We start from the raw sequence: 21,522 nt of genomic DNA on the forward strand, positions 1-21,522 counted from the left end.
CCAAGATTCGGATCACTTTGGCAGGGCAGACGCTCAGGCGCGGCCGGTCAGGGCGTCGCGAATCCATTGCAACAGGCGTTTGCTGTTTTTGCCGCTGCGCATCGGCGCGTCCGGTTCGTCCGGCTGTTCCTTGCGCGCGGCGCGTACCAGGGCGCGAAAGGATTGCCGTTCGGTGTCGGGGAATTGTTCGAACCAGGCCGCTTCGGCGCTGCTGTCTTTAAGCAAGCGACTGCGCCATTGCTCGGCCTGGCCCTGTTCGCGCAGAAACACTTCGGACGACGGATCGAGCCGGTCGAGCGCCAGTTGAATGCCATCGATGTCTTCATCACGCATCAGTTTGCCGATGAATTGCAGGTGGCGCCGGCGCGCTTCGTTTTGGGTGATGCGGCGGCTTTCGGCGATGGCGGCTTTCAACGCCTCGCTGGTCGGCACGGTTGCCAATTGGTCGGCGCGCAGCGACAGCAAACGTTCGCCGATGGCCTGCAGACGATGCATCTCTTTTTTCATTTGGGTCTTACTGACCCATTCGATGTCGTCGTCTTGGTCGAAATCTGAATTGTGATCGGACATGAGTACCAGAGGGTCTCCGCCGGGCCGCCAGTTGTCAGAGCAAAAAGAGGGTGGCCAGGCTCAGGAAAGTCAGGAAGCCAACGACATCGGTGATGGTCGTCAGCACAACGGTGCCGGCCAGGGCCGGATCAATGCGCAGCGATTTTAGAAGAAAGGGCAGGGTGGCACCAGCGCAGACGGCGACTACGAGATTGATGACGATGGCCGCAGCGATGACCAGCGCCAGGTCGGAATCCTGATACCAGCCGATGGTGATGGCGCCGATGATGCTTGCCCAGAGCACGCCATTGACGGCGCCGGAGCCGAGTTCGCGGCTGATCAGCCAGCCCAGGTTGTCGCGTTTGACGTGGCCGGTCGCCATGCCGCGAATCATCACCGTCAGCGTTTGGCTGCCGGCAATGCCGCCCATGCTGGCAACGACCGGGCTCAGAACTGCCAATGCGACGATCTGCGCAATGGTCGCCTCGAACTGACTCATCACCGCCGCGGCGATGAACGCCGTCAGCATGTTGATGCCGAGCCAGACGGCGCGGCTGCGCGTGGTGCGGATGACCGGCGCGAAGATGTCGTCTTCTTCGTCCAGGCCGGCCATGCTCATTACAGCGTGGTCGGCGCTGTCGCGAATCACATCGACGACGTCATCGACGGTGATGCGACCGAGCAAAATGCCCTCGTCGTTGACTACCGGCGCCGATACCAGATCCAGACGTTCGAAACGTCGTGCCACCTGATCTTCGTGCAAGGTGGCCGGTATGCCTTCGATGTCGTCCTGCATGATTTCCCGCACCGGCGTTTCCGGCGCGTGCGTCAGCAATTTGGTGATCGGCAGCAGGCCGACGTAGCGGAACTGGCGATTGACCACCCAGAGTGAATCCAGATGGTCGGGCAATTCCAGCCGGCGCAGATAGCGCAACACCGTTTCCAAGGTGACATCGGCGCGGACGGTGATGAGATCGGTGTTCATCAAGCCGCCGGCGGTGTCTTCTGGGTACGCCAACAGACCTTCGACGGTGGCACGATCCGACGGCGGCATCAGCGACAGAACTTGTCGTGTTACCGGCTCGGGGATTTGTTGCAGCAGGTCGGCGAGGTCGTCGTGGTCGAGATCCTGAGTCGTTTCCAGAATCTCGTGCGCGTTCATTTGCGCCAGAAACGCCTGCTGCAGGTCTTCGTTGAGGTGGGGCAGTACCGCGCCCTGGCGTTCGTCGCTGAGAAAATCCCACAGCAGCTCACGCACCCGGCCCGGCGAGGATTCCATGATGTGCGCCAGATCGGCCGGCGCCAGGTCTTCGTCGCAGTAGCGCTGAACTTTATCCAGATCGCCCGCTTCCAACGCCTGCAGCAGACCGGCGCGGTCGTGGTCGTGCTGTTCCAGGTGCGGTGAGGTGGTTGGCATGGGCGTCCCGTTGCCGAGGTGGGCGATCGACAGGGAGTGTAGCGGTTAGCTCAAACGGGAATAAAGAGGGCGGGCAGTAATCCTGAAATGAAAAAGCGGCACAAGCGCGTTACTCGGCTTCTCCAAAGCGATCCTGCACTAACGCCAGAATGGCGGTCCAGGCGTCGGCGGCGTCCGGGCCATCGATTTCCACGTTCAAATCGGTGCCCTGACTGGCCGCCAGCATCATCACCGACATGATGCTTTTGGCGTCCGCTTCGCGGCCGTCTTTGCTCAGTGTGATGCGGCTTTGATAGTTACCGGCGACGCCGACCAGTTTGGCGGCCGCGCGGGCGTGCAAACCCAGTTTGTTGATGATGGTGAGTTGTTCCTGAATCACGCCTGGTCGTGTCCCATGTCGCGGTGGCGCAGCTGAACGTTGGCGTTACTGCTGGCAAAGGTTTGATGGAGTTGTTCGGCCAGATACACACTGCGGTGCTGGCCGCCGGTGCAGCCAATTGCCACCGTCAGATAAGACCGCTGGTTGGCTTCATATTGATGCAGCCAGCGATCGAGAAAGCGGCGAATGTCTTCGAACATTTCGGTCACCGCCGGAGCAGCGCGCAGAAATTCCTGAATTGGCTGGTCGCGCCCGGTGAACATGCGCAGCGATTTGTCCCAATAAGGGTTGGGCAGGCAACGCACGTCGAACACCAAATCGGCATCACGCGGCACGCCGTGTTTGAAACCGAACGACAAAAATTGCAGCGCAATGCCTTTGGGTTTCTCGATCAGCCGCTGGCGCACCTGATCGCGCAGTTCCTGCAACGACAAACCGCTGGTGTCGATTTTCAAACTGGCGAGATTGGCGACCGGCGCCAACAGTTCACCTTCCACAGCAATGGCTTCGGCCAGGGAGCGGTGTTGGTCGGTCAGCGGGTGTTTGCGTCGGGTTGCCGAGAAACGTTGCAGCAAAATGGTTTCTTCGGCGTCGAGATACAGAATGTCGGGAGTGACGTTGGCCGGCAGTGTTTTCAGAATGGCCGGCAAGCCGTTGATGGCGTCGGAGGCGACACGGGCGTCGATACAGACCGCGACATTGGGTTGCGCCGCGCTCGCTGTCATCCAGTGCACCAATTCCGGCAGCAAGGCGGGCGGCAGGTTATCGATGCAATTGAAGCCGGCGTCTTCGAGCGCGTTCAGAACGGTACTCTTACCCGAACCGGAACGTCCGCTGATGATGATCAGTCGGAAATCGGGATGGGCCATGGCGGTCAGACGCCTTTGATAAAATGCTGATAGAGCGTTTGCGGATCGGATGCGTGGCGCAGGGTTTTTACCAGAGCAGCATCGTTAAAGCGTTCGACCACAGCGGCGAGTAAATTCAGATGGTCGTCAGTGGCCGCTTCGGGCACGACCAGGGCAAACAGCAAATCGACGGGTTTGCGATCAGGGGATTCGAAATCGACGGCTTCGTCGAGTTTGGCGAGAGCGGCCACGGGTCGGTCAATCTGGGCTAACCGGCAATGCGGCACAGCAATGCCCTGGCCGAGGCCGGTGGAACCAAGTCGCTCACGAGCAATCAACTGATCGAATAAATCGACATCGCCGACACCCTCCAGGGAGTCTGCCAGTCGTTCCGCCAAACTTTGCAGAACGCGTTTCTTGCTGACGCCGAACGCGCCGGTATAGACGCGTTCAACGCTGAGGACCTGGTCCAGTTGTATCATGGTTAACGAGAATTCCCGTGCATGCGGTCGACCGTTTTTTCTTTGTGCTTGAGCAGTTGGCGGTCGAGTTTGTCAGTCATCATATCAATGGCAGCGTACAGGTCATCATGCTCGGCATCTGCGTGTATTTGTGCGCCTTTGATGTTGAGCGAAGCTTCCGCTTTTTGCCGGTTCTTTTCAATACTGAAGGTAACCTGGACATTGCCGATCTGGTCGTAATGTCGTTCCAGTTTTTCCAGCTTACCGGCGACATAGTCGTGCAGCGCTTCGGTAACTTCGACGTGTTGACCGCTGATGTTGACTTGCATAGTCCGCTCCTCGTTCAGTGACAGTGATTCTGGCCCTCAAACCGGGCCGGCTTCCTTGACTGACTGGATTGAGTTCCCTCAATCCAGTCTAGCTCCTGATTCAATCTTTGCGGTGAGCAGCGCGTACTTCAAGTCGGTGCCCTTACGGAAACCTGATCTAAATCAAACTCTTACGTTCATTTGATGGCGGTATGTGCATCGCTTCGCGGTATTTGGCGATGGTGCGGCGAGCGACCTGAATGCCCTGGTCGCCCAACAAGGTGGCGATCTTGGAATCACTCAGCGGTTTGCGTGGATTTTCCGCCGCCACCAGCTTGCGGATGATGGCGCGAATGGCGGTGCTGGAGCATTCGCCACCACCTTCGGTGCTGACGTGGCTGGAGAAAAAGTATTTCAGCTCAAAAATACCGCGCGGTGTGTGCATGTATTTTTGTGTGGTGACGCGTGAAATGGTTGATTCGTGCATCTCGACGGCCTGAGCCACATCGTGCAACACCAGCGGCTTCATCGCTTCTTCGCCGTGTTCCAGAAAACCGCGTTGGTGCTCGACAATATTGGTGGCAACTTTCAACAGCGTTTCATTGCGGCTTTGCAGGCTTTTGATGAACCAGCGCGCTTCCTGCAAGTGGTCTTTGAGATAGGTGTTGTCGCTGGAATTATCGGCGCGTTTGACCATGGAAGCGTAAGACGGATTAACGCGTAATTTGGGCGCGATTTCCGGGTTCAGTTCCACCAGCCAACGATTGTTTTTCACGTCTTTGCGCACAATGACATCGGGTACGACGTATTCGTCTTTGCCGCTTTCAATTTGATTGCCCGGCCGTGGGTTCAGGCTTTGAATCAACAGGATGACGTCGCGCAAATCGTTTTCTTTGAGACGAGTTTTGCGCATCAACTGGGCGTAGTCGCGGGTGCCGAGCAGATCGAGATGTTCTTTGACAATTTTGATGGCGTCGCTGCGCCAGAGGGTTTCTTCGGGCAGTTGATTGAGCTGAATGCTCAAACAATCGGCCAGGTCGCGAGCGCAGACACCGGGCGGATCGAAATGCTGAACGCGGCGCAGCACGGCCTCGACTTCGTCCATTTCCAGTGGATCGTCGTCGCCCGACAGCGCTTCAATCAACCCTTCAAAAATATCGTCCAGACTGGACTGCAAATAACCTTCGCTGTCGACGCTTTCGATGATGGCTTCGGCGATCAGACGATCGCGGTCCGTCATGGTGGTCAGGTTCAATTGCCAGTTCAGGTGGTCCCACAATGAGTCGGTGGTGCCATAAACGTTTTCGAAATTGAAATCGTCGTCGCCCGAGGGCAAGCCGTGGCTGGTTGGGGTGTGGGTGTAGATGTCGTCCCAGGAGGAATCGACCGCCAGGTCGTCAGGAATGTGTTCCTGAATTTCCACTTCCTGACGATGATCGCTGTCGTCGTTGGTGGAGGTTTCGTGTTTGCTGGCATCACCGTTCAGGCTATCACTGCTGTGACTTTCGCCGTTTAGGTTGTCGTTATGGTGACTGTGTTCCCCGTCGCCGGCGTCGTCTTCGCGCACTTCCAGCATGGGGTTGGTTTCCAGAGCCTCCTGGATCTCCTGCTGCAAATCGAGTGTCGACAATTGCAGCAGTCGAATGGCTTGTTGCAGTTGCGGCGTCATCGTCAACTGCTGACTCATTTTGAGTTGTAAGGAGGTCTTCATAGAGGTGTTAATACGCCTTTGGGCCTGTTAATTACAACGAGTCTTGACGGTCTTAGTGCCGTCATAGCCGGAACTGGTCGCCTAAATATACCTCACGCACCGTGGCGTTGTTGAGTACATCCTCTGCACTACCTTCGGCGATGATGTGTCCGTTGCCGACGATATAGGCTTTTTCGCAGATATCGAGCGTCTCTCGTACGTTGTGATCGGTGATCAGTACGGCGATGCCGCGGTCACGCAAGTGGTGAATGATGCCTTTAATGTCGCCGACTGAAATCGGGTCGACGCCGGCGAAGGGTTCATCCAGCAAAACAACCGCCGGTTCCATCGCCAGCGCCCGGGCAATTTCCACGCGTCGCCGTTCACCGCCGGACAGCGCCATGCCTAAGCTGTCGCGAATGTGCGTGATGTTGAATTCCTGCAGCAGCGATTCCAGCCGTTCGTGTCGATCAGCGCGCGACAATTCTTTGCGCGTTTGCAGCACGCCCATAATGTTGTCGGCCACGCTCAGCTTGCGAAATATCGACGCTTCCTGTGGCAGATAGCCAATACCGTGGCGCGCTCGGGCGTGCATGGGCAAGCGGGTGACTGGCGTATCGCCAACGTAGACCTCGCCTTTATCGGCCGGAATCAGACCGACGATCATATAAAAGCAGGTGGTTTTGCCGGCACCGTTGGGGCCAAGCAGTCCGACAATCTGACCGGCTTCGACACTCAGGCTGACGTCCCGGACCACCGGGCGTTTGCGATAACTCTTGGCCAGATGTTTGGCGTGCAATAAAGCCATTCAGTCCACGGCTCCCGGTTGGATAACCCAGGTTGCCTGCGGCGCTTCCGGGTTGGCGGTCTGGGTGCGCACTGAGCGTACGCTGAGTGTTTCGTCAAGCAGATTGTATTGAATGTATTCCGCCTGAATTTCACTGCCTTCCTGTTTCAGGCGGCCATTGCCCTCGGTAATGATGATGTCTTGTTGCGGCCGATATTCGATGCGCAGGCCTTCCACTTCAATAAAGGCGGCATCGACATCCGGTTGTTCCTGATAACGGGCCGGCTCGCCGCGGGCTTCCAAAAACTGAATAACGCCGGTTACCGGATCGCGGGTCACATCCAGCGTTTCCGCCCAGACTTCCAGACTGCCCTGTTGCAAATGGACGTTGCCCTGAAAGTGAGCCTCACCACTGCCGCTGCGAAAGGCGCCCTGGTCGGCCTGAATGGTCATCGGCTGATCGCGATCTTCTGGCAACGCCAGCGCTGCGTCGCTGAGCAAAAAAAGCGCTGCGAGCGCCAGGCTCTGGCGCCAATGCCGCTTGGAATCAGTCGGCCTCATAATGAATGGCTACCTCGGATTGCAAAGTAAGGACGGGATCGTCCGTCGTCAGATCGGCGTTGAACCCCACGCCCGTGGCCACCTGCGGGCCCTGGGTGAGTTTAACAGGCTCCGGAGTGCTGACGAAGTCGCCGTTTTCCGTGACTGTCAGCCAGTCGGTGATTAATTCCCAGCGATTGAAATCGCTCAATTCCTGCACTTTTACGTCGTCCTCGAAGACCACATCGCCGTTGCTGAATGCTGTGGCGGCTTCGGAGCGGATGGTCCAGTCGGGGCCGTTGTCGCGAATCAGTCGCACGGTGGGTGACTGAATCTGGCTGTTGCCGCTGTCCTGATAAAACGAAAAGGTACTGCCGACGGTATAGAGGCTGGGCTGACCGGCCGCGTCGTAGCGGGTCTGCTGAAAGGTGCGAATAAACAGATCCGGCGGGTCAGCCGGCAATTCCAGATCGGTGCTGAAACTCGGCGGCGCTGCCGCCGGGCGCCACCAGATGACAGCCGCCAGAATCAGCAAGGCCGTGGTGATGGGTAGAGCAGTGCGCAACCAGCGCATCAAGCCACGCCTGCGCGCAGAATGTCGTGCATGTGAACGATGCCGACCGGCTGATCGTTATCGATCACCACCAGGGCGGTAATTTTGCGCGATTCCATTTCAAACAGCGCTTCGGCTGCCAAATGGTCGGCGGAAATAGTTCTGGCACCGGGATGCATAACGGTTTCAATCGGCGTCGTCTGCAAATCGAGGCCGGCATCGAGGGTGCGGCGCAGGTCGCCGTCGGTGTAGACGCCGAGCAGGTGGCCGGCGTCGTCAAGCACGGTGGTCAGACCCAAACCTTTGCGCGTCATTTCCAGCAGGGCATCGCGCAACGGGGTGCCGGGACGCACCGCCGGGAAGGCGTCGCCGCTGTGCATGATGTCGCTGACTTTGAGCAGCAGTTTGCGGCCCAGGCTGCCGCCGGGGTGCGAAAAGGCAAAGTCGTCGGCGGTAAAACCGCGCGCTTCGAGCAAGGCAATGGCTAACGCATCGCCCATAACCAAAGCCGCCGTGGTGGACGACGTTGGAGCCAGATTGAGCGGGCAGGCTTCTTGTTCAACGCCGCAGTAAATGTGCGCGTCGGCCGAGCGGCCCAATGTGCTGTCGGGGTTGCCGGTCATGCCGATCAGCCGCGCGCCGAGGCGTTTGATCAAGGGGATCAAGGTGACGACTTCATTTGATTCACCAGAATTCGACAGCGCGATAACGACATCCTGGCCGGTGATCATGCCCATATCGCCGTGGCTGGCTTCGCCGGGATGAACAAAGAACGCCGGCGTGCCGGTGCTCGCCAGGGTGGCCGCTAATTTGTTGCCGATGTGACCTGATTTGCCCATACCAGTGACAACGACCCGGCCGGTGCAGGCGAGCGCCAAATCACAGGCTTTGACGAAACCCTCATCCAAATGCGTGTGCAGCGATTGCAACGATTCAATTTCCATGCGCAGAGTGCGCTGAGCGGATTCCAGGTAGTCGATCGTCGAAGACATATCAGTGGGTAACTCATCGGTTCTAAACTGGCGGGCTAGATTACCACAAAGGTGCCGCACCTGAAGTTGCCTAGACGTGAACGGCATCCTTTTTGCTGACCTTTGGCAGGCTCGCACCTGAAAGGCTTCGACCCTAAAATAAGGCGGGTATGCCGAAAGGAGAAAAGCATGAGTGTTATCCGAAGTGCGTCGGTTGTGATGCTGGGTCTTGGGCTGTTGTTGGCCGGTTTGGCGTCGGCGGAAGGGTTTACCCCCGCTAAGTCTGCCGAGCAAAGCGTGATCGAAGGTGTCGAGCAGGTGCTGACGGTGGTTGAGAAATACAACAGCGGCAGCGCCGGGGATCGCCAGGCCTACCTGGATGAAGTGGCGGAAGTGCTGGAGCCGTTAATCGGTTACACCGTCATTGTCAGCCGCATCATGGGCGATACGCTGCAAACGGCGACCAACGAACAGAAACTGCGCTTTCTGGATGTTTTCAAGCGGTCGATGATCAACACCTACGCCGGTGGCCTGTATAACTTCGGTGCCTATGACGTGCGTCTGGTGCCGGATCAGGACAGCGAAGAAAACACGGTGCGCAACACCCGGGTGCGGCTGGAAGCCGTATCGCCACAGGGCCAGCGCTATCCGATGATTCAGAGCGTTTACTACAGCCAGGCGTCGGATGGCTGGAAAATGCAGAACGTCATTTTCAACGGCATCAACCTGGGTGTGACGTTTAAAACTCAGTTTGACCAGATTTACCGCGAGCAGGGCGGCGACCTGGACGCGACCATCGACGAATGGGAACGCATCACCGCCGAATCCTACGAAACCAGCCAGTTTCAATAATCTCACTCAGACAACGGAGGCCACGCTGCCTCCGTTTCTCCATTTCGATTTGTCGCCGCTTTCCGTATAATCCCCAGCCCTTTTTATCGGATTCAACGCAGAGAGACCTATGTCAGCTGAGGATGTAAAGGCCATGCTGGTTGCGGCCCTGCCGGATGTCGACTTTGTCGTCGAAGGTGCCGGTGCCAAATTTTCCGTTCGTGCCGTGGGTGAGGTGTTTGCCGGCAAGCGACCGGTGCAACGCCAACAACTGATTTACGGCGTGCTGAACGAGAAGATCGCCACAGGCGAAATCCATGCGGTCACCATGGCCCTCTATACACCGGACGAATGGTCCAGCGCGGAGAACTAAACCTTGGATAAATTGCTGATTACCGGTGGCGCTCGTCTGGACGGTGAAATTCGTGTGTCCGGTGCCAAAAACGCCGCATTGCCGATCATTGCCGCCACCTTGCTGACCAAAGAACCGGTCACCGTGCGCAACCTGCCGCACCTGAACGACATCACCACCATGATCGAACTGCTGGCCTGCATGGGCGTTGAAGTGGTCATCGGTGAAGACATGAGCGTCGAAGTTACCGCCGGCACCATTCGCAACGTGACCGCGCCTTATGAACTGGTCAAAACCATGCGCGCCTCCATTCTGGTGCTCGGCCCGTTGCTGGCGCATTTCGGTGAAGCCAACGTCTCGTTGCCCGGTGGTTGCGCCATCGGCAGTCGTCCGGTCGATTTGCACATTCGCGGTCTGGAAGCCATGGGCGCGCAGATTGACGTCGAAGACGGCTACATCCGTGCCCGCAACAACGGCCGCCTTAAAGGTGCGCGCATCTTTTTCGACAAGGTCACCGTGACCGGCACCGAAAACATCCTGATGGCCGCCGCTCTGGCCGAAGGCACGTCCGTGTTGGAAAACGCCGCTAAGGAACCGGAAGTGGTCGATCTGGCGAATTGCCTGATCGCCATGGGCGCCAAAATCACCGGCGCCGGCACCGACACCATCACCATCGAAGGTGTCGAAAGCCTGCACTCAGCCGACTATTCGGTATTGCCCGATCGCATCGAAACCGGCACCTATCTGGTGGCGGCTGCCATCACCCGTGGTCGCATTCGTCTGCGCGAAGCCGATGCCTCCACCATGGGCGCGGTGCTGGATAAATTGCGTGAAGCTGGCGCTCGGATCGAGACCGGTGACAACTGGATTGAACTGGATATGGAAGGCCGTCGCCCCAAAGCGGTCGATATCACCACCGCGCCCTATCCGGCGTTTCCGACCGACATGCAGGCACAGTTCACCACCCTGAACGCTATTGCTGAAGGTACGGGTTCGGTGGAAGAAACGGTGTTTGAGAACCGTTTCATGCACATCAACGAACTCGAGCGCATGGGCGCCGAAGCCCGCATCAAAGGCAACACCGTGGTCATTACCGGCCACGATAACCTGACCGGCGCGCCGGTAATGGCAACCGACTTGCGCGCCTCGGCGTCGCTGGTGCTGGCTGGCCTGGTCGCCAAGGGTTCGACGCTGGTCGATCGCATTTACCACATCGACCGTGGCTACGAATGCATTGAAGAAAAACTGGCGCAGCTGGGCGCGACGATCAAACGCGTCGCCGGCTAACACGCCAACCACCTGCCACGGACGGCGGACCAACAACCTGTTACCTGAACCAACCTCGCGCTACCACGAGGCCAACTCACCCAGATCAAGAGCGCACAACCGAGCATGGCGAAGCCGACCGACCAGATCACCATTGCCCTGTCCAAAGGGCGGATTCTCAAGGAAACCTTGCCGTTGTTCGCGGCCGCCGGCATTGAGCCGCTGGAAGACATCCATCGCTCGCGCAAACTGATTTTTGAAACCACCCGCCCGGACGTTCGTTTCATCCACATTCGTGCCACCGATGTCCCGACTTACGTTGAATACGGCGTCGCCGATTTAGGCGTCGCCGGCAAAGACGTGCTGATGGAGCACGGCGCCGACGAGATGTACGAACTGCTCGATCTCGACATCGCCCGCTGCCGCCTGATGACCGCGCGGCTGGTCGATGCCGAGCCGGTGTTGGGTCGCATGAAAGTGGCGACCAAGTTTGTCAACGTCGCCAAACGTTACTTTGCCGAACAAGGTCGGCAGGTGGACGTGATCAAGCTGTACGGCGGTATGGAATTGGCACCGATCATGAAGCTGGCCGATTGCATCGTCGATATTGTCGACACCGGCAACACCCTCAAAGCCAACGGCCTGATGGCTGAAGAACACATCGCGGACATCAGCAGCCGTCTGGTCGCCAGCCGTCTGGCGCTGAAATTGAAAGACGAACGGCTCAACCCCATTGTCGAAGACCTCAGTCGTGCTGTTGCAGAACGCAGGAAGGCTCGCGCATGAGCAAGTTGCCGCTGCGTCGATTGGACGCTCAAAACCCCGGTTTCGCCCAGGAATTGGACGCCTTGCTGGCGTGGGAATCGGTATCCGACGCCAACGTCCAGCAGCGCGTCGCCGACATCATTGCCGACATCCGCCAACGCGGCGATGCGGCTTTGCTGGAATTCACGGCGCGGTTTGACCGCTTCCAGGTCGATAACATTCAACAGCTGGTGTTGGGTGCCGACGCCATTTCAGCCGCCTTCAATCGCTTACCGACCGATCAGCAACAAGCGCTGAGCGTCGCCGCCGAGCGGGTGGAGAGCTATCACCAGCATCAGTTGGGCAAGAGCTGGCAGTACCGTGAAGACAACGGCACGCTGCTCGGCCAGCAAGTAACGGCGATGGATCGTGTCGGTATTTACGTGCCCGGCGGCACTGCGCCGCTGGCGTCGTCGGTGATCATGAACGCCATGCCGGCCAGGGTCGCGGGCGTGTCCGATGTGGTTATGGCAACGCCCGCACCGGATGGCAACGTCAGTGATTTTGTTTTGGGCGCGGCACACGTGGCGGGCATTGATCGCATCTTTTTGATCGGCGGCGCGCAAGCCATTGCTGCTTTGGCATACGGCACTGAGACGGTGCCAGCGGTCGATAAAATTGTCGGTCCAGGCAACATCTATGTCGCCACTGCCAAGCAGCAGGTGTTTGGTCGCGTCGGCATCGATATGATCGCCGGGCCGAGTGAAATTCTGGTCGTCTGTGACGGCAAAACCGATCCGGAATGGATCGCGTTGGATTTGTTTTCTCAGGCCGAACACGACGTCGATGCGCAATCAATTCTGATCAGTCAGGACGGCAATTTTCTCGACGCGGTCAACGATGCCATCGAACGTTTGCTGCCTACACTGGAACGCGCCGACATCATCCGCCAGTCGCTCAGCGAACGCGGCGCCTTGATCCAGGTGGCTGACTTGGCCGACGCGCCGGCGCTGGTCAATCGCATTGCGCCGGAGCATTTGGAATTGTCGGTCGATGATCCGGAAAGCTGGCTGGGTTCGATTCGCCACGCCGGTGCTATTTTCCTCGGCCGCCATACCCCTGAAGCCTTGGGCGATTATTGCGCCGGGCCCAATCACGTTTTACCGACCAGCGGCACGGCACGCTTTTTCTCGCCGCTGGGTGTGTACGACTTCCAAAAACGCACTTCTTTGATCGGCGTTTCGCCGCAAGGCGCCAAAACCCTGGGCGCGGTGGCGTCCGTTCTGGCGCGCGGCGAGCAATTGACCGCTCACGCGCGCAGCGCGGAAAAACGCCTGGACGACTGATGTCATGACCGACCGACTTTCCGAATGGCAAGATAAAATCGAAGCGCGTGTACAACGTCTGGTGCGCGAGGATATTCGCAAACTGACGGCTTATCCGGTGCCGAATTCCAGCGGTTTTCTGAAGCTGGATGCCATGGAAAATCCGTTCACCTGGCCGGCTGAATTGCAGCAACAATGGCAGGCGACTTTGGCCGACGTGCACGTCAACCGCTATCCGCATCCGGATGCACCGGAAGTGAAACAAGGCCTGCGGCGGGTGATGAACATCGACGAGCGCTGGGACATTTTGCTGGGCAACGGTTCGGATGAACTGATTCAGTTAATCGCTATGGCCGTTGCCGGTGCGGGTCAAACCTTGATGGCGCCGGAACCGAGCTTCGTCATGTACCGGATGATCGCGCAATATCTGCAGATGGATTACGTCGGTGTCCCGTTGACGGAGCGCTTCGAAATCGATCTGGAAAACACCCTGGCGCGCATCGAGCGCGAACAACCGGCGTTGATTTTCCTGGCACAGCCGAATAATCCGACGGGCAATTTGTGGGGCGACGAAAAGCTGCGTCGCATCATTGAAGCCGCACCGGGCCTGGTCGTGATCGATGAAGCCTACACGGCTTTTACCGAAGCCGATTATCTGCCCTGGCTTGAGGATTATCCGAACCTGCTGATCATGCGCACCTTGTCGAAAGTCGGGTTGGCGGGTTTGCGTCTTGGCATTTTGATCGGCGATCCGGCCTGGGTGAACGAAATCAACAAACTGCGTCTGCCGTACAACATTGGCAATCTGGTGCAAGCGACCGCAACCTTTGCGTTGGATCATTTCGAGGTGTTTCAACAGCAAACCCAAGAGCTGGTCAAACAACGCGCTGTGTTGATTGAACAGTTGCGAGCGCTGCCGGAACTGACGGTCTACGACAGCGAAGCGAATTTTGTGCTGGTGCGGACGGCGCCGGGTCGCGCCGCTGAGATTCATCAGGGTTTAAAAGACGCCGGTGTGCTGATCAAAAAACTCGATGGCAGCCACGCGCTGCTCAACGATTGTTTGCGCATTACGGTTGGCAGTGCGCCGGAAAACAATCGTTTGATGAGCGCTTTGGTGCCACTGCTTTAATCATTTATCAGCGCGGGCGTTCGCCCAAAATCACTTCACGCTGATAAAGGATGTGATTGCGCAGCAAGGTTAGCGTCAGACGGTCGCCGGGTTTGTGCTCGGCGATGCGACCCACCGCTTCGGCGCGACTCGACAGCGCCTTACCATCGATACTCACCAGCCAATCACCCGCCAAAACACCAGCTTTGTCCGCCGGACTCTCGGCCATCACATCCGCTACTTCCCACGCCGGCGTCACCAAGCCCTGACGCGCTCGTTGCTGCGGCGCCACCGGGCGAACATCAATGCCCAGATAGCCGTGCATTACCTCGCCTTGCTGAATCAGTTGTGTTGCGATATCGAGCGCGTGGGCGTAAGGAATGGCGAATCCGATGCCTTGAAAACCGCCGGTGTTTGAGAAGATCGCTGTATTCACACCCACCAGTTCGCCACGCGCATTAATCAACGCACCGCCGCTATTGCCGGGGTTGATGGCCGCGTCGGTTTGAATGAAATCGGAGAAGCGCGTCAGGCCCGGTTGATGACGGCCGGTGGCGGAAACAATGCCCATCGACACCGTCTGGCCAACGCCAAACGGGTTGCCGATAGCAAACACCAGATCGCCGACCTGGGCGCGGTAATCCGGGTTCACACGAATGGCATTTAACTCAGTCGATTCGATCGCCAAAACCGCCAAGTCGCTGTCCGGGTCGCTGCCAACCAGGCGCGCCTGATGGCTTTGACCGTCGTTGGTTTCAACGACGATTTCCTCACCGCGCGCGATGACGTGCGCGTTAGTCAGAATATGGCCCTGATCGTCGATTACGACACCAGAACCGAGGCTGGTTTGTTGCTGCGGCTGGCTGGGCAGAAACTGCGAAAAGAACGGATCGTCGAGCAACGGGTGGCTGGGCCGGGCGATCTGACTGTTGCTGTAAATGCTCACCACGCTCGGTTGCGCTTGCGCGATGGCGTCGGCATAACTGGCTGGATTCGGAGCGGATTCCAGGTGTGTTTTACCTGGCGGAGGCGGTGGTGCGGTGTTCGGCCAGAGCACAACGAACAGGCCGCCCATGATCAGTCCAATGGCAATTGGCGCCAGCCAGAGGCGCACACTTTGAGGTACACTCATGCCCGAATTCGACCCTGTAATTTCATCACTGACTGTTCATATTTGATAACGGCTCGGAGTGTACCATGACGCTGCATCGCGACGACCTCACCGCTTACCTTGATGATTATCTGAGCGTTGGACAATTTCAGGATTATTGCCCAAACGGTTTGCAGGTGGCGGGCCGGTCTGAAATCCGTCGTCTGGTGACGGGTGTGACTGCCAGCCAACGCTTGATCGACGAAGCTATTGAGCGTCAGGCCGATGCGATTCTGGTGCATCACGGTTATTTCTGGAAAGGCGAAGCCGCGCCGATTACTGGCATCAAACGCAATCGCATCGCCGCCTTGCTGGCCAACGACATCAGTTTATTTGCCTACCATTTACCGCTCGATGCCCATCCGGATGTTGGTAACAACGCCCAGTTAGCGCAATTGCTCGGCTGGACGGCAGAGGGCACGCTGGGCGACAGCCTGGTTTGGCACGGCCGTTTGGATGCCGTTGAAACCGGCGCGAGTCTGCGTCAGACCTTGAGTGAAACCTTGGAATTTCCGGTGCTGCACATCGGCGAAGCCGAAGACGAAATCGAAACCATCGCCTGGTGTACCGGCGCGGCACAAAGCTATTTGCAGCAGGTGATTGATGCCGGCATTGATGCCTTTGTGTCTGGTGAGATCAGCGAGCCAACGGTGCATTTAGCGCGCGAAAGCGGGGTGCATTATTTTGCGGCTGGGCATCACGCGACCGAGCGTGGCGGGCCCGAAGCACTGGGCTGGCATCTGGCCCAGCGCTTCGGGATTCATGTCGAGTTTGTCGATCTACCGATTCCGGTGTGATCAGTCTTCCAGGATGTCGTGCTGGCGCAGCAGTTTGATCACTGCTGCCGGCGTGGCGTCATCAACTTTGAAACCGAACGGTGCGTCGGTGCCGCCGGCGATGATGGCGATAAAGCCAGCTGCTTCCACATAAGGCGCAACCGCCAGAGCATCTTCCGGACGAACGATGACACTGGCGTGGCCCAAATCAAACAATGCGCGCTCCAACGCCACCGCACGTTCGGCCGCATCGGCCACATCCAACACCACGGATACCGGCTTCTGACGATAGCGCGCAGTGCGTTCGGCTTCGGTCACCGGGTGGTTGTCGCGCACTGCGGCGGCGGTTTCGATCATGCCCGCGCCGACGGTTACGTTGCTCAAGCGGTCGATAACAATAAATGCACCGGTGCCAGCAATCTGACCGTAGGGGTCGGCGACAATGGGTTTGTTCAATTGCAACGTCACATCGCCGATGCCGTTCAACGGCAGTTGTTCGGCCGCACTGGCTTCGAGCGTGTTGACGTCGATCTGGCGATGCAAGGCGCTGAACGTGCCGGTCGCACTCTGAGTGCCGACTTTGAAATCGTACTGGCGGCCAGGCACCAAGGCGTCGTCGTGCATCCAGACGATTTTGGCGTTGAAGGCTTGCGACACCAGCGGTTTTTCGTTCGGTCCGACCAGCATGTCGCCGCGGCTGACGTCGATCTCGTCCGCCAGCGTCAGAGTGATGGCTTGGCCTGGGAAGGCTTCGTCCAAATCGCCATCGAAAGTGACGATGCGTTCAACGGTCGAACTCAGGCCCGAGGGCAGGGCACGCACTGTGTCGCCGGGTTTGACGGTACCGGCGGCAATGGTGCCGGCGAAACCGCGGAAATCGAGATCGGGACGGTTGACGTATTGCACCGGCAGACGGAAATGTTCGGTGTCGCGGTCGTGCGATATTTCGATGGTTTCCAGCAGTTCCATCAACGGCATGCCCTGGTACCAGGGTGAGCGTTCACTGCGGCTGACCACGTTGTCGCCATCGAGGGCCGACATCGGTACGAAATGAATTTCCGGCAACTGCAACTGTTCGGCGAAGGTTAAATAGTCGGCTTTGATTTCCTCAAAACGCGCTTCACTGAAATCGACCAGATCCATCTTGTTGACGGCGACAACGATGTGTTTCAAACCCAACAGATGCGCGATGTAGCTGTGGCGGCGGGTTTGTGTCTGCACACCGTAGCGGGCATCAATCAGAATCACCGCCAGATCACAGGTGGAAGCGCCGGTCGCCATATTGCGGGTGTACTGCTCGTGCCCCGGCGTATCGGCAATGATGAATTTGCGTTTGCTGGTGGAGAAATAGCGGTAGGCAACATCGATGGTGATGCCCTGTTCGCGTTCGGCCTGCAGGCCATCGACCAGCAACGCCAGGTCGATTTTCTCGCCGGTGGTGCCTGATTTTTTGCTGTCTTTTTCAATGGCCGCCAGCTGATCTTCGTAGATCATTTTGGAATCGTGCAGCAGGCGGCCAATCAAAGTGGACTTGCCGTCGTCAACGCTGCCGCAGGTCAGAAAGCGCAGCAATTCTTTGTGTTCGTGTTGCTTCAGGTAGGCGTGAATGTCCTGAGCGATCAAGTCGGATTGGTGTGCCATTAGAAGTAGCCTTCCTGTTTTTTCTTTTCCATCGAGCCGGAGGAATCGTGGTCGATGGCGCGACCCTGACGTTCACTGGTCGTGGTCAGCAGCATTTCCTGAATGATGTCCGGCAAGGTGTTGGCTTCGGACTCGACAGCGCCGGTCAACGGATAGCAACCGAGGGTACGGAAGCGCACCATTTTTTCTTCGACGGTTTCACCGGGCAGCAACTTCATGCGGTCGTCGTTGACGTTGATCAGCATGCCGTCGCGCTCCACCACCGGACGTTTGGCGGCGAAATACAGCGGCACAATGGGAATGCTTTCCAGGTGGATGTATTGCCAAATGTCGAGTTCGGTCCAGTTTGACAGCGGGAAGACGCGGATGCTTTCGCCACGGTTGATCTTGCCGTTGTAGATGTTCCACAACTCCGGGCGCTGGTTTTTCGGGTCCCAGCGGTGATTACGGTCGCGGAACGAATAGACGCGTTCTTTGGCGCGGGACTTTTCTTCATCGCGTCGGGCGCCACCGAAGGCGGCGTCGAACTTATACAGATCCAGCGCCTGTTTCAGCGCCTGGGTTTTCATGATGTCAGTGTGCTTGGCGCTGCCGTGGTCGAAAGGGTTGATGCCCTGGCGGACGCCGTCCTGGTTTTGGTAGACCAGCAGTTCGAATTCGTAATCGCGCGCCATCTTGTCGCGGAATTCGTACATTTCTTTGAATTTCCAGCCGGTATCGACGTGCAGCAACTTAAAGGGGATGCGGCCGGGGAAAAACGCTTTGCGGGCCAGATGCAGCATCACCGCTGAATCCTTGCCGATCGAGTAAAGCATGACCGGGTTGTCGAATTCAGCGGCGACCTCACGAATGATGTGGATGCTTTCCGCTTCCAGCTGATTGAGGTGGGTGAACATTTGCTGTGCCATAGTCCGTCCAGAAAGGGTGTTTCGAAACTGGACGCACTATATCAAAGCTATTTGTTATTGTTGTTACCGTCTTTAAGAATATTTAGATATAAACCTATCGCGACTTTTTAGGCTTTTCTACGGCCGTGGTTTCGGCTTCTGCTTCGTCTTCGTCGGGGAAGAGCTGGGCACGACGGAGGCCGTAAGTCTCCGACAAGGTACCTTCTTCATCGCCGTTTTTTGGGGCGTAATCGCGCGGGCCTGAGAACGATACGCTGGTCAGTTCTGAATCGGGTGCGAGGCCTTGCAGGTCTTCACTGCCGGCGCGAGCCGATTCCAGACGATATTCCGGTGCCACCAATTCATCGGCACCCTGATCCAGGTGGGTGCGAATGGCGTTGTAGCTCTCGGTCAGGCTATCGATCAGCTCAGTGGTGCGGTTGAAGTGTTCGGTCACACTGATTTGATAATTCTGATGCTGACGCTTGAGATCATCCAATTGACGTTTCAGGCTGCCGGTGTCATCTCCCTGGCCGCGTGCCCAGAGCCGACCCACGACGATGCCTACGATAAGTGCGACAACCAAGGCCGCCAGCAATGTCATCCAGTCCAGTTGCAGCATGTGAGTCTCCAAAATGATGAGCGATTGGCCTGGGTTGGCCATCGTAACGCCCGTATTCTAACTCTTGTCGAAGCGCTTCGCAGCGGTCTGTTCAGCAGGTTCGACGATTGATTGTCAGGACCTTTCCCGTAAAATTCCCCGCCTTGTCCTTATCTGTGGAGTCGTCGATGACCACCCCTTGGGCCCGTTATCAGGCCGACTTGGAACAACCCGGCTTTTCCCATGATCCGGCTCAGGAAGATGCCGTCAAGGCATTGCAGTCGGTATTCGACCAATTGCTGGCCCAGCAGGAAACGCAAAAAAAATTAACCGGCCGGTTGGGACGGTTGTTTGGTCGGTCGCCTGAGCCGGTGACAGGTCTGTACTTCTGGGGCGGTGTAGGGCGAGGCAAAACCTACCTGATGGACACGTTTTTCCAGACGTTGCCGTTTGAAGATAAAGGCCGGATGCACTTCCATCATTTTATGCGGCGCGTGCATCGGGGTTTGAAAGAGCACAAAGGGCAATCCAATCCGCTGGATCTGGTGGCCGAAGAAATCGCCCGTGAATCACGCGTGCTGTGTTTCGACGAATTCTTCGTTACCGATATTGGCGACGCCATGATCCTGGGTAATCTGTTGCGTGCCCTGTTCGAACGCGGAGTAACCCTGGTCGCCACATCCAACATTCCACCGGATAAATTATATAAAGACGGGCTGCAACGCGCCCTATTCATACCCGCTATCGAATTGCTGAAGCGTCATACCCGGGTGCTCAATGTTGATGGTGGTGTGGATTATCGGTTGCGTACACTAAAGCAGGTGAAAATCTTTCATTCACCATTGGATGCATCGGCGGAACGGAATCTACAAGAAAGTTTTCGCAAACTAGCACCGGATGCGAGGCAAGCTATCGAGAATGCCCAATTGAATATACTGGGTCGTCGCATTGAGGCTGTTTGGCTTAATGATGATGTTGTGCTGTTTGATTTTGCTGAAATCTGTGGTGGCCCTCGCTCTCAGAATGATTACATTGAAATAGCTCAGCAATTCCATGCGGTGCTTATCCGAAACGTACCTCTGTTCGATGGCAAAAATGATGATATGGCGCGTCGGTTTATTAATCTGGTCGACGAGTTTTATGACCGTAAAGTAAAACTATTACTTACAGCCGCCGATACGGTACAGGCCTTGTACCGAGGGGGCCGCTTGTCATTTGAGTTTCAACGTACAGTCAGTCGTTTGTTGGAAATGCAGTCAGAAGATTATTTGCAAACGGTGCACAAAGCGTGAGCGAAGATTTGAAGAAGCGAGTGCTGATACTTTCAGATTTGCATCATCGCATCTCCGGTGTTAGCGCAAGTATTCGGGCTATGATTCCGCGGTTGCAACAAGAGTTCGACCTCTTTTTTGTGGCAAAGCGCCCAGCGGGTAACCATATAGCTCAGTCGATTTTGAGTTTGTATCGATTATTAAAACACTGGAATCATGACTACGATCCGGTGTGGCACGTCCGCCGCAACAATGAAATGACCTGGGGTATTTTATTTCGCTGGCTGGTATGTCCACGACTTAAGCTGGTGTTTACCAGTGCCGCGATTCGAACCCACAGTCCATGGCCGCGGTTTCTTATATCAAAAATGGATGCTGTTATTGCTACCAGTCAGACCGCTGCCGCCTTGGTGCCCCACGTCAAAGCCATAGTTCCTCATGGTGTCGATATCGCACGTTTTGCGACCACAACAGACCAGCCAGTGGACTATCCGTGGCACAGGTACTCAGTGGTCATAGGAATTGTAGGTCGGGTTCGGCCGGAGAAAGGTACGGATTTATTCTCACAGGCGCTATGCCGGGTACTGACACAGTACCCCGATGCCTGTGCTGTAATCGTGGGTAAAACCACCCGTAAGTACAGACCGTTATTACGGCAGATGCGGGAAGAGTGGCGGTTGGAAGGCATTGCGCAGCGTGTATTTGTAATGAACGAGGTTGATGTTGATGCGATGCCTGCCGTGTATCAATCTCTCGATATTGTTTGTGCCCCGGCGCGCTATGAGGGTTTTGGGCTGGTACCCATCGAAGCCATGGTTTCAGGGGCTGCGATTATTGCAAGTCGTACCGGTGCTTATGAGGATATGATTTTGCCCGGTATAAATGGTGAGCTAATTGAGTGTAATAACCTTGATCAATTGGATAATGCGCTCCGGAAATTGCTATCCAATCCATCTCTGGTGGCAGCATATCAAGCACAAGGCCAGCAGCGAGTAGTTCAGCAGTTCAGCTTGGACGCTGAGGTGGCTGGAGTGATGGATGTCTATTCATCTTTTTGGAGGTGA

General features: G+C 57.0%; 24 protein-coding genes. 9 read left to right on the forward strand and 15 right to left on the reverse strand.

Translation table 11 applies throughout. The annotated features are described in order from the left end of the window. Positions 1-33 precede the first annotated feature (33 nt). The 11 genes from yjgA to DW349_RS05245 all read right to left on the reverse strand — a co-directional run bounded on the left by yjgA (position 34) and on the right by DW349_RS05245 (position 8,524). Positions 34-570, reverse strand: coding sequence for a ribosome biogenesis factor YjgA (gene yjgA, locus DW349_RS05195; RefSeq protein ID WP_108125926.1), 537 nt, complete (start codon positions 568-570; stop codon positions 34-36). A 34-nt stretch (positions 571-604) separates the two neighbouring features. Then, positions 605-1,966, reverse strand: a complete 1,362-nt coding sequence (mgtE, locus tag DW349_RS05200; RefSeq protein WP_108125925.1) for a magnesium transporter — start codon at positions 1,964-1,966, stop codon at positions 605-607. 109 nt (positions 1,967-2,075) lie between these two features. Then, the gene (locus tag DW349_RS05205) at positions 2,076-2,345 is read right to left on the reverse strand and encodes an HPr family phosphocarrier protein (RefSeq protein WP_108125924.1); all 270 of its coding nucleotides are present in this window, start codon (positions 2,343-2,345) and stop codon (positions 2,076-2,078) included. Then, a complete protein-coding gene (gene rapZ, locus DW349_RS05210) occupies positions 2,342-3,214 on the reverse strand; it encodes an RNase adapter RapZ (protein WP_108125923.1) in 873 nt (290 codons plus the stop codon). The genes DW349_RS05205 and rapZ overlap by 4 nt, the downstream gene beginning before the upstream one ends. Before the next feature lie 5 nt (positions 3,215-3,219). Further along, complete coding sequence (locus tag DW349_RS05215; protein ID WP_198650510.1) at positions 3,220-3,675, reverse strand: PTS sugar transporter subunit IIA; 456 nt, start codon at positions 3,673-3,675, stop codon at positions 3,220-3,222. Positions 3,676-3,677: 2 nt separating this feature from the next. After that, positions 3,678-3,983 carry a ribosome hibernation-promoting factor, HPF/YfiA family gene (gene hpf, locus DW349_RS05220; protein ID WP_108125922.1) on the reverse strand — a complete coding sequence of 102 codons (306 nt, stop codon included), beginning with the start codon at positions 3,981-3,983 and terminating at the stop codon, positions 3,678-3,680. A 157-nt stretch (positions 3,984-4,140) separates the two neighbouring features. Beyond that, entirely contained in the window at positions 4,141-5,673 is a 1,533-nt protein-coding gene (locus DW349_RS05225) for an RNA polymerase factor sigma-54 (protein ID WP_108125921.1), read from the reverse strand. Between the two features lie 61 nt (positions 5,674-5,734). Further along, positions 5,735-6,460: an LPS export ABC transporter ATP-binding protein gene (gene lptB / locus DW349_RS05230; RefSeq protein WP_108125920.1), complete on the reverse strand. Its 726-nt coding sequence runs from the start codon at positions 6,458-6,460 to the stop codon at positions 5,735-5,737. Then, complete coding sequence (gene lptA / locus DW349_RS05235; RefSeq protein ID WP_108125919.1) at positions 6,461-7,000, reverse strand: lipopolysaccharide transport periplasmic protein LptA; 540 nt, start codon at positions 6,998-7,000, stop codon at positions 6,461-6,463. Further along, positions 6,987-7,553, reverse strand: a complete 567-nt coding sequence (gene lptC, locus DW349_RS05240; RefSeq protein WP_108125918.1) for an LPS export ABC transporter periplasmic protein LptC — start codon at positions 7,551-7,553, stop codon at positions 6,987-6,989. Before lptC ends, lptA begins: the two co-directional genes overlap by 14 nt. Continuing rightward, positions 7,553-8,524, reverse strand: coding sequence for a KpsF/GutQ family sugar-phosphate isomerase (locus tag DW349_RS05245; RefSeq protein WP_108125917.1), 972 nt, complete (start codon positions 8,522-8,524; stop codon positions 7,553-7,555). Before DW349_RS05245 ends, lptC begins: the two co-directional genes overlap by 1 nt. 168 nt (positions 8,525-8,692) lie before the next feature. Here DW349_RS05245 and DW349_RS05250 point away from each other — a divergent pair, with 168 nt between their 5' ends. The 6 genes from DW349_RS05250 to hisC all read left to right on the forward strand — a co-directional run bounded on the left by DW349_RS05250 (position 8,693) and on the right by hisC (position 14,153). Further along, positions 8,693-9,355, forward strand: coding sequence for an MlaC/ttg2D family ABC transporter substrate-binding protein (locus DW349_RS05250; RefSeq protein WP_108125916.1), 663 nt, complete (start codon positions 8,693-8,695; stop codon positions 9,353-9,355). A gap of 133 nt (positions 9,356-9,488) precedes the next feature. Further along, positions 9,489-9,707, forward strand: a complete 219-nt coding sequence (locus DW349_RS05255; RefSeq protein ID WP_240316948.1) for a BolA family protein — start codon at positions 9,489-9,491, stop codon at positions 9,705-9,707. A 3-nt stretch (positions 9,708-9,710) separates the two neighbouring features. Beyond that, entirely contained in the window at positions 9,711-10,973 is a 1,263-nt protein-coding gene (gene murA / locus DW349_RS05260) for a UDP-N-acetylglucosamine 1-carboxyvinyltransferase (protein ID WP_108125914.1), read from the forward strand. Positions 10,974-11,078: 105 nt separating this feature from the next. Next, a complete protein-coding gene (gene hisG, locus DW349_RS05265; RefSeq protein WP_108125913.1) occupies positions 11,079-11,738 on the forward strand; it encodes an ATP phosphoribosyltransferase in 660 nt (219 codons plus the stop codon). Next, a complete protein-coding gene (hisD, locus tag DW349_RS05270) occupies positions 11,735-13,042 on the forward strand; it encodes a histidinol dehydrogenase (RefSeq protein ID WP_108125912.1) in 1,308 nt (435 codons plus the stop codon). Before hisG ends, hisD begins: the two co-directional genes overlap by 4 nt. Before the next feature lie 4 nt (positions 13,043-13,046). Further along, entirely contained in the window at positions 13,047-14,153 is a 1,107-nt protein-coding gene (gene hisC / locus DW349_RS05275) for a histidinol-phosphate transaminase (RefSeq protein ID WP_108125911.1), read from the forward strand. Between the two features lie 7 nt (positions 14,154-14,160). On the opposite strand, the gene DW349_RS05280 is transcribed toward hisC, so the two are convergent. Beyond that, complete coding sequence (locus tag DW349_RS05280) at positions 14,161-15,264, reverse strand: S1C family serine protease (protein ID WP_108125910.1); 1,104 nt, start codon at positions 15,262-15,264, stop codon at positions 14,161-14,163. A gap of 65 nt (positions 15,265-15,329) precedes the next feature. Here DW349_RS05280 and DW349_RS05285 point away from each other — a divergent pair, with 65 nt between their 5' ends. Then, a complete protein-coding gene (locus DW349_RS05285; RefSeq protein ID WP_108125909.1) occupies positions 15,330-16,079 on the forward strand; it encodes a Nif3-like dinuclear metal center hexameric protein in 750 nt (249 codons plus the stop codon). Here DW349_RS05285 and cysN read toward each other — a convergent pair whose 3' ends face one another. The 3 genes from cysN to DW349_RS05300 form a co-directional block, all read right to left on the reverse strand. After that, the gene (cysN, locus tag DW349_RS05290) at positions 16,080-17,699 is read right to left on the reverse strand and encodes a sulfate adenylyltransferase subunit CysN (RefSeq protein ID WP_108125908.1); all 1,620 of its coding nucleotides are present in this window, start codon (positions 17,697-17,699) and stop codon (positions 16,080-16,082) included. It lies immediately after the preceding gene. Beyond that, positions 17,699-18,607 carry a sulfate adenylyltransferase subunit CysD gene (gene cysD, locus DW349_RS05295; RefSeq protein WP_108125907.1) on the reverse strand — a complete coding sequence of 303 codons (909 nt, stop codon included), beginning with the start codon at positions 18,605-18,607 and terminating at the stop codon, positions 17,699-17,701. Before cysD ends, cysN begins: the two co-directional genes overlap by 1 nt. 94 nt (positions 18,608-18,701) lie before the next feature. Beyond that, complete coding sequence (locus DW349_RS05300) at positions 18,702-19,208, reverse strand: Z-ring associated ZapG family protein (RefSeq protein WP_157954364.1); 507 nt, start codon at positions 19,206-19,208, stop codon at positions 18,702-18,704. Between the two features lie 167 nt (positions 19,209-19,375). Between DW349_RS05300 and zapE the strand changes: the two genes are divergently transcribed. Both zapE and DW349_RS05310 read left to right on the forward strand, forming a co-directional pair. Then, positions 19,376-20,479: a cell division protein ZapE gene (gene zapE, locus DW349_RS05305; RefSeq protein ID WP_108125905.1), complete on the forward strand. Its 1,104-nt coding sequence runs from the start codon at positions 19,376-19,378 to the stop codon at positions 20,477-20,479. After that, the gene (locus DW349_RS05310; RefSeq protein ID WP_108125904.1) at positions 20,476-21,522 is read left to right on the forward strand and encodes a glycosyltransferase family 4 protein; all 1,047 of its coding nucleotides are present in this window, start codon (positions 20,476-20,478) and stop codon (positions 21,520-21,522) included. The genes zapE and DW349_RS05310 overlap by 4 nt, the downstream gene beginning before the upstream one ends.

The organism is Saccharospirillum mangrovi, from assembly GCF_003367315.1.
GTDB classification, from domain to species: domain Bacteria; phylum Pseudomonadota; class Gammaproteobacteria; order Pseudomonadales; family Natronospirillaceae; genus Saccharospirillum; species Saccharospirillum mangrovi.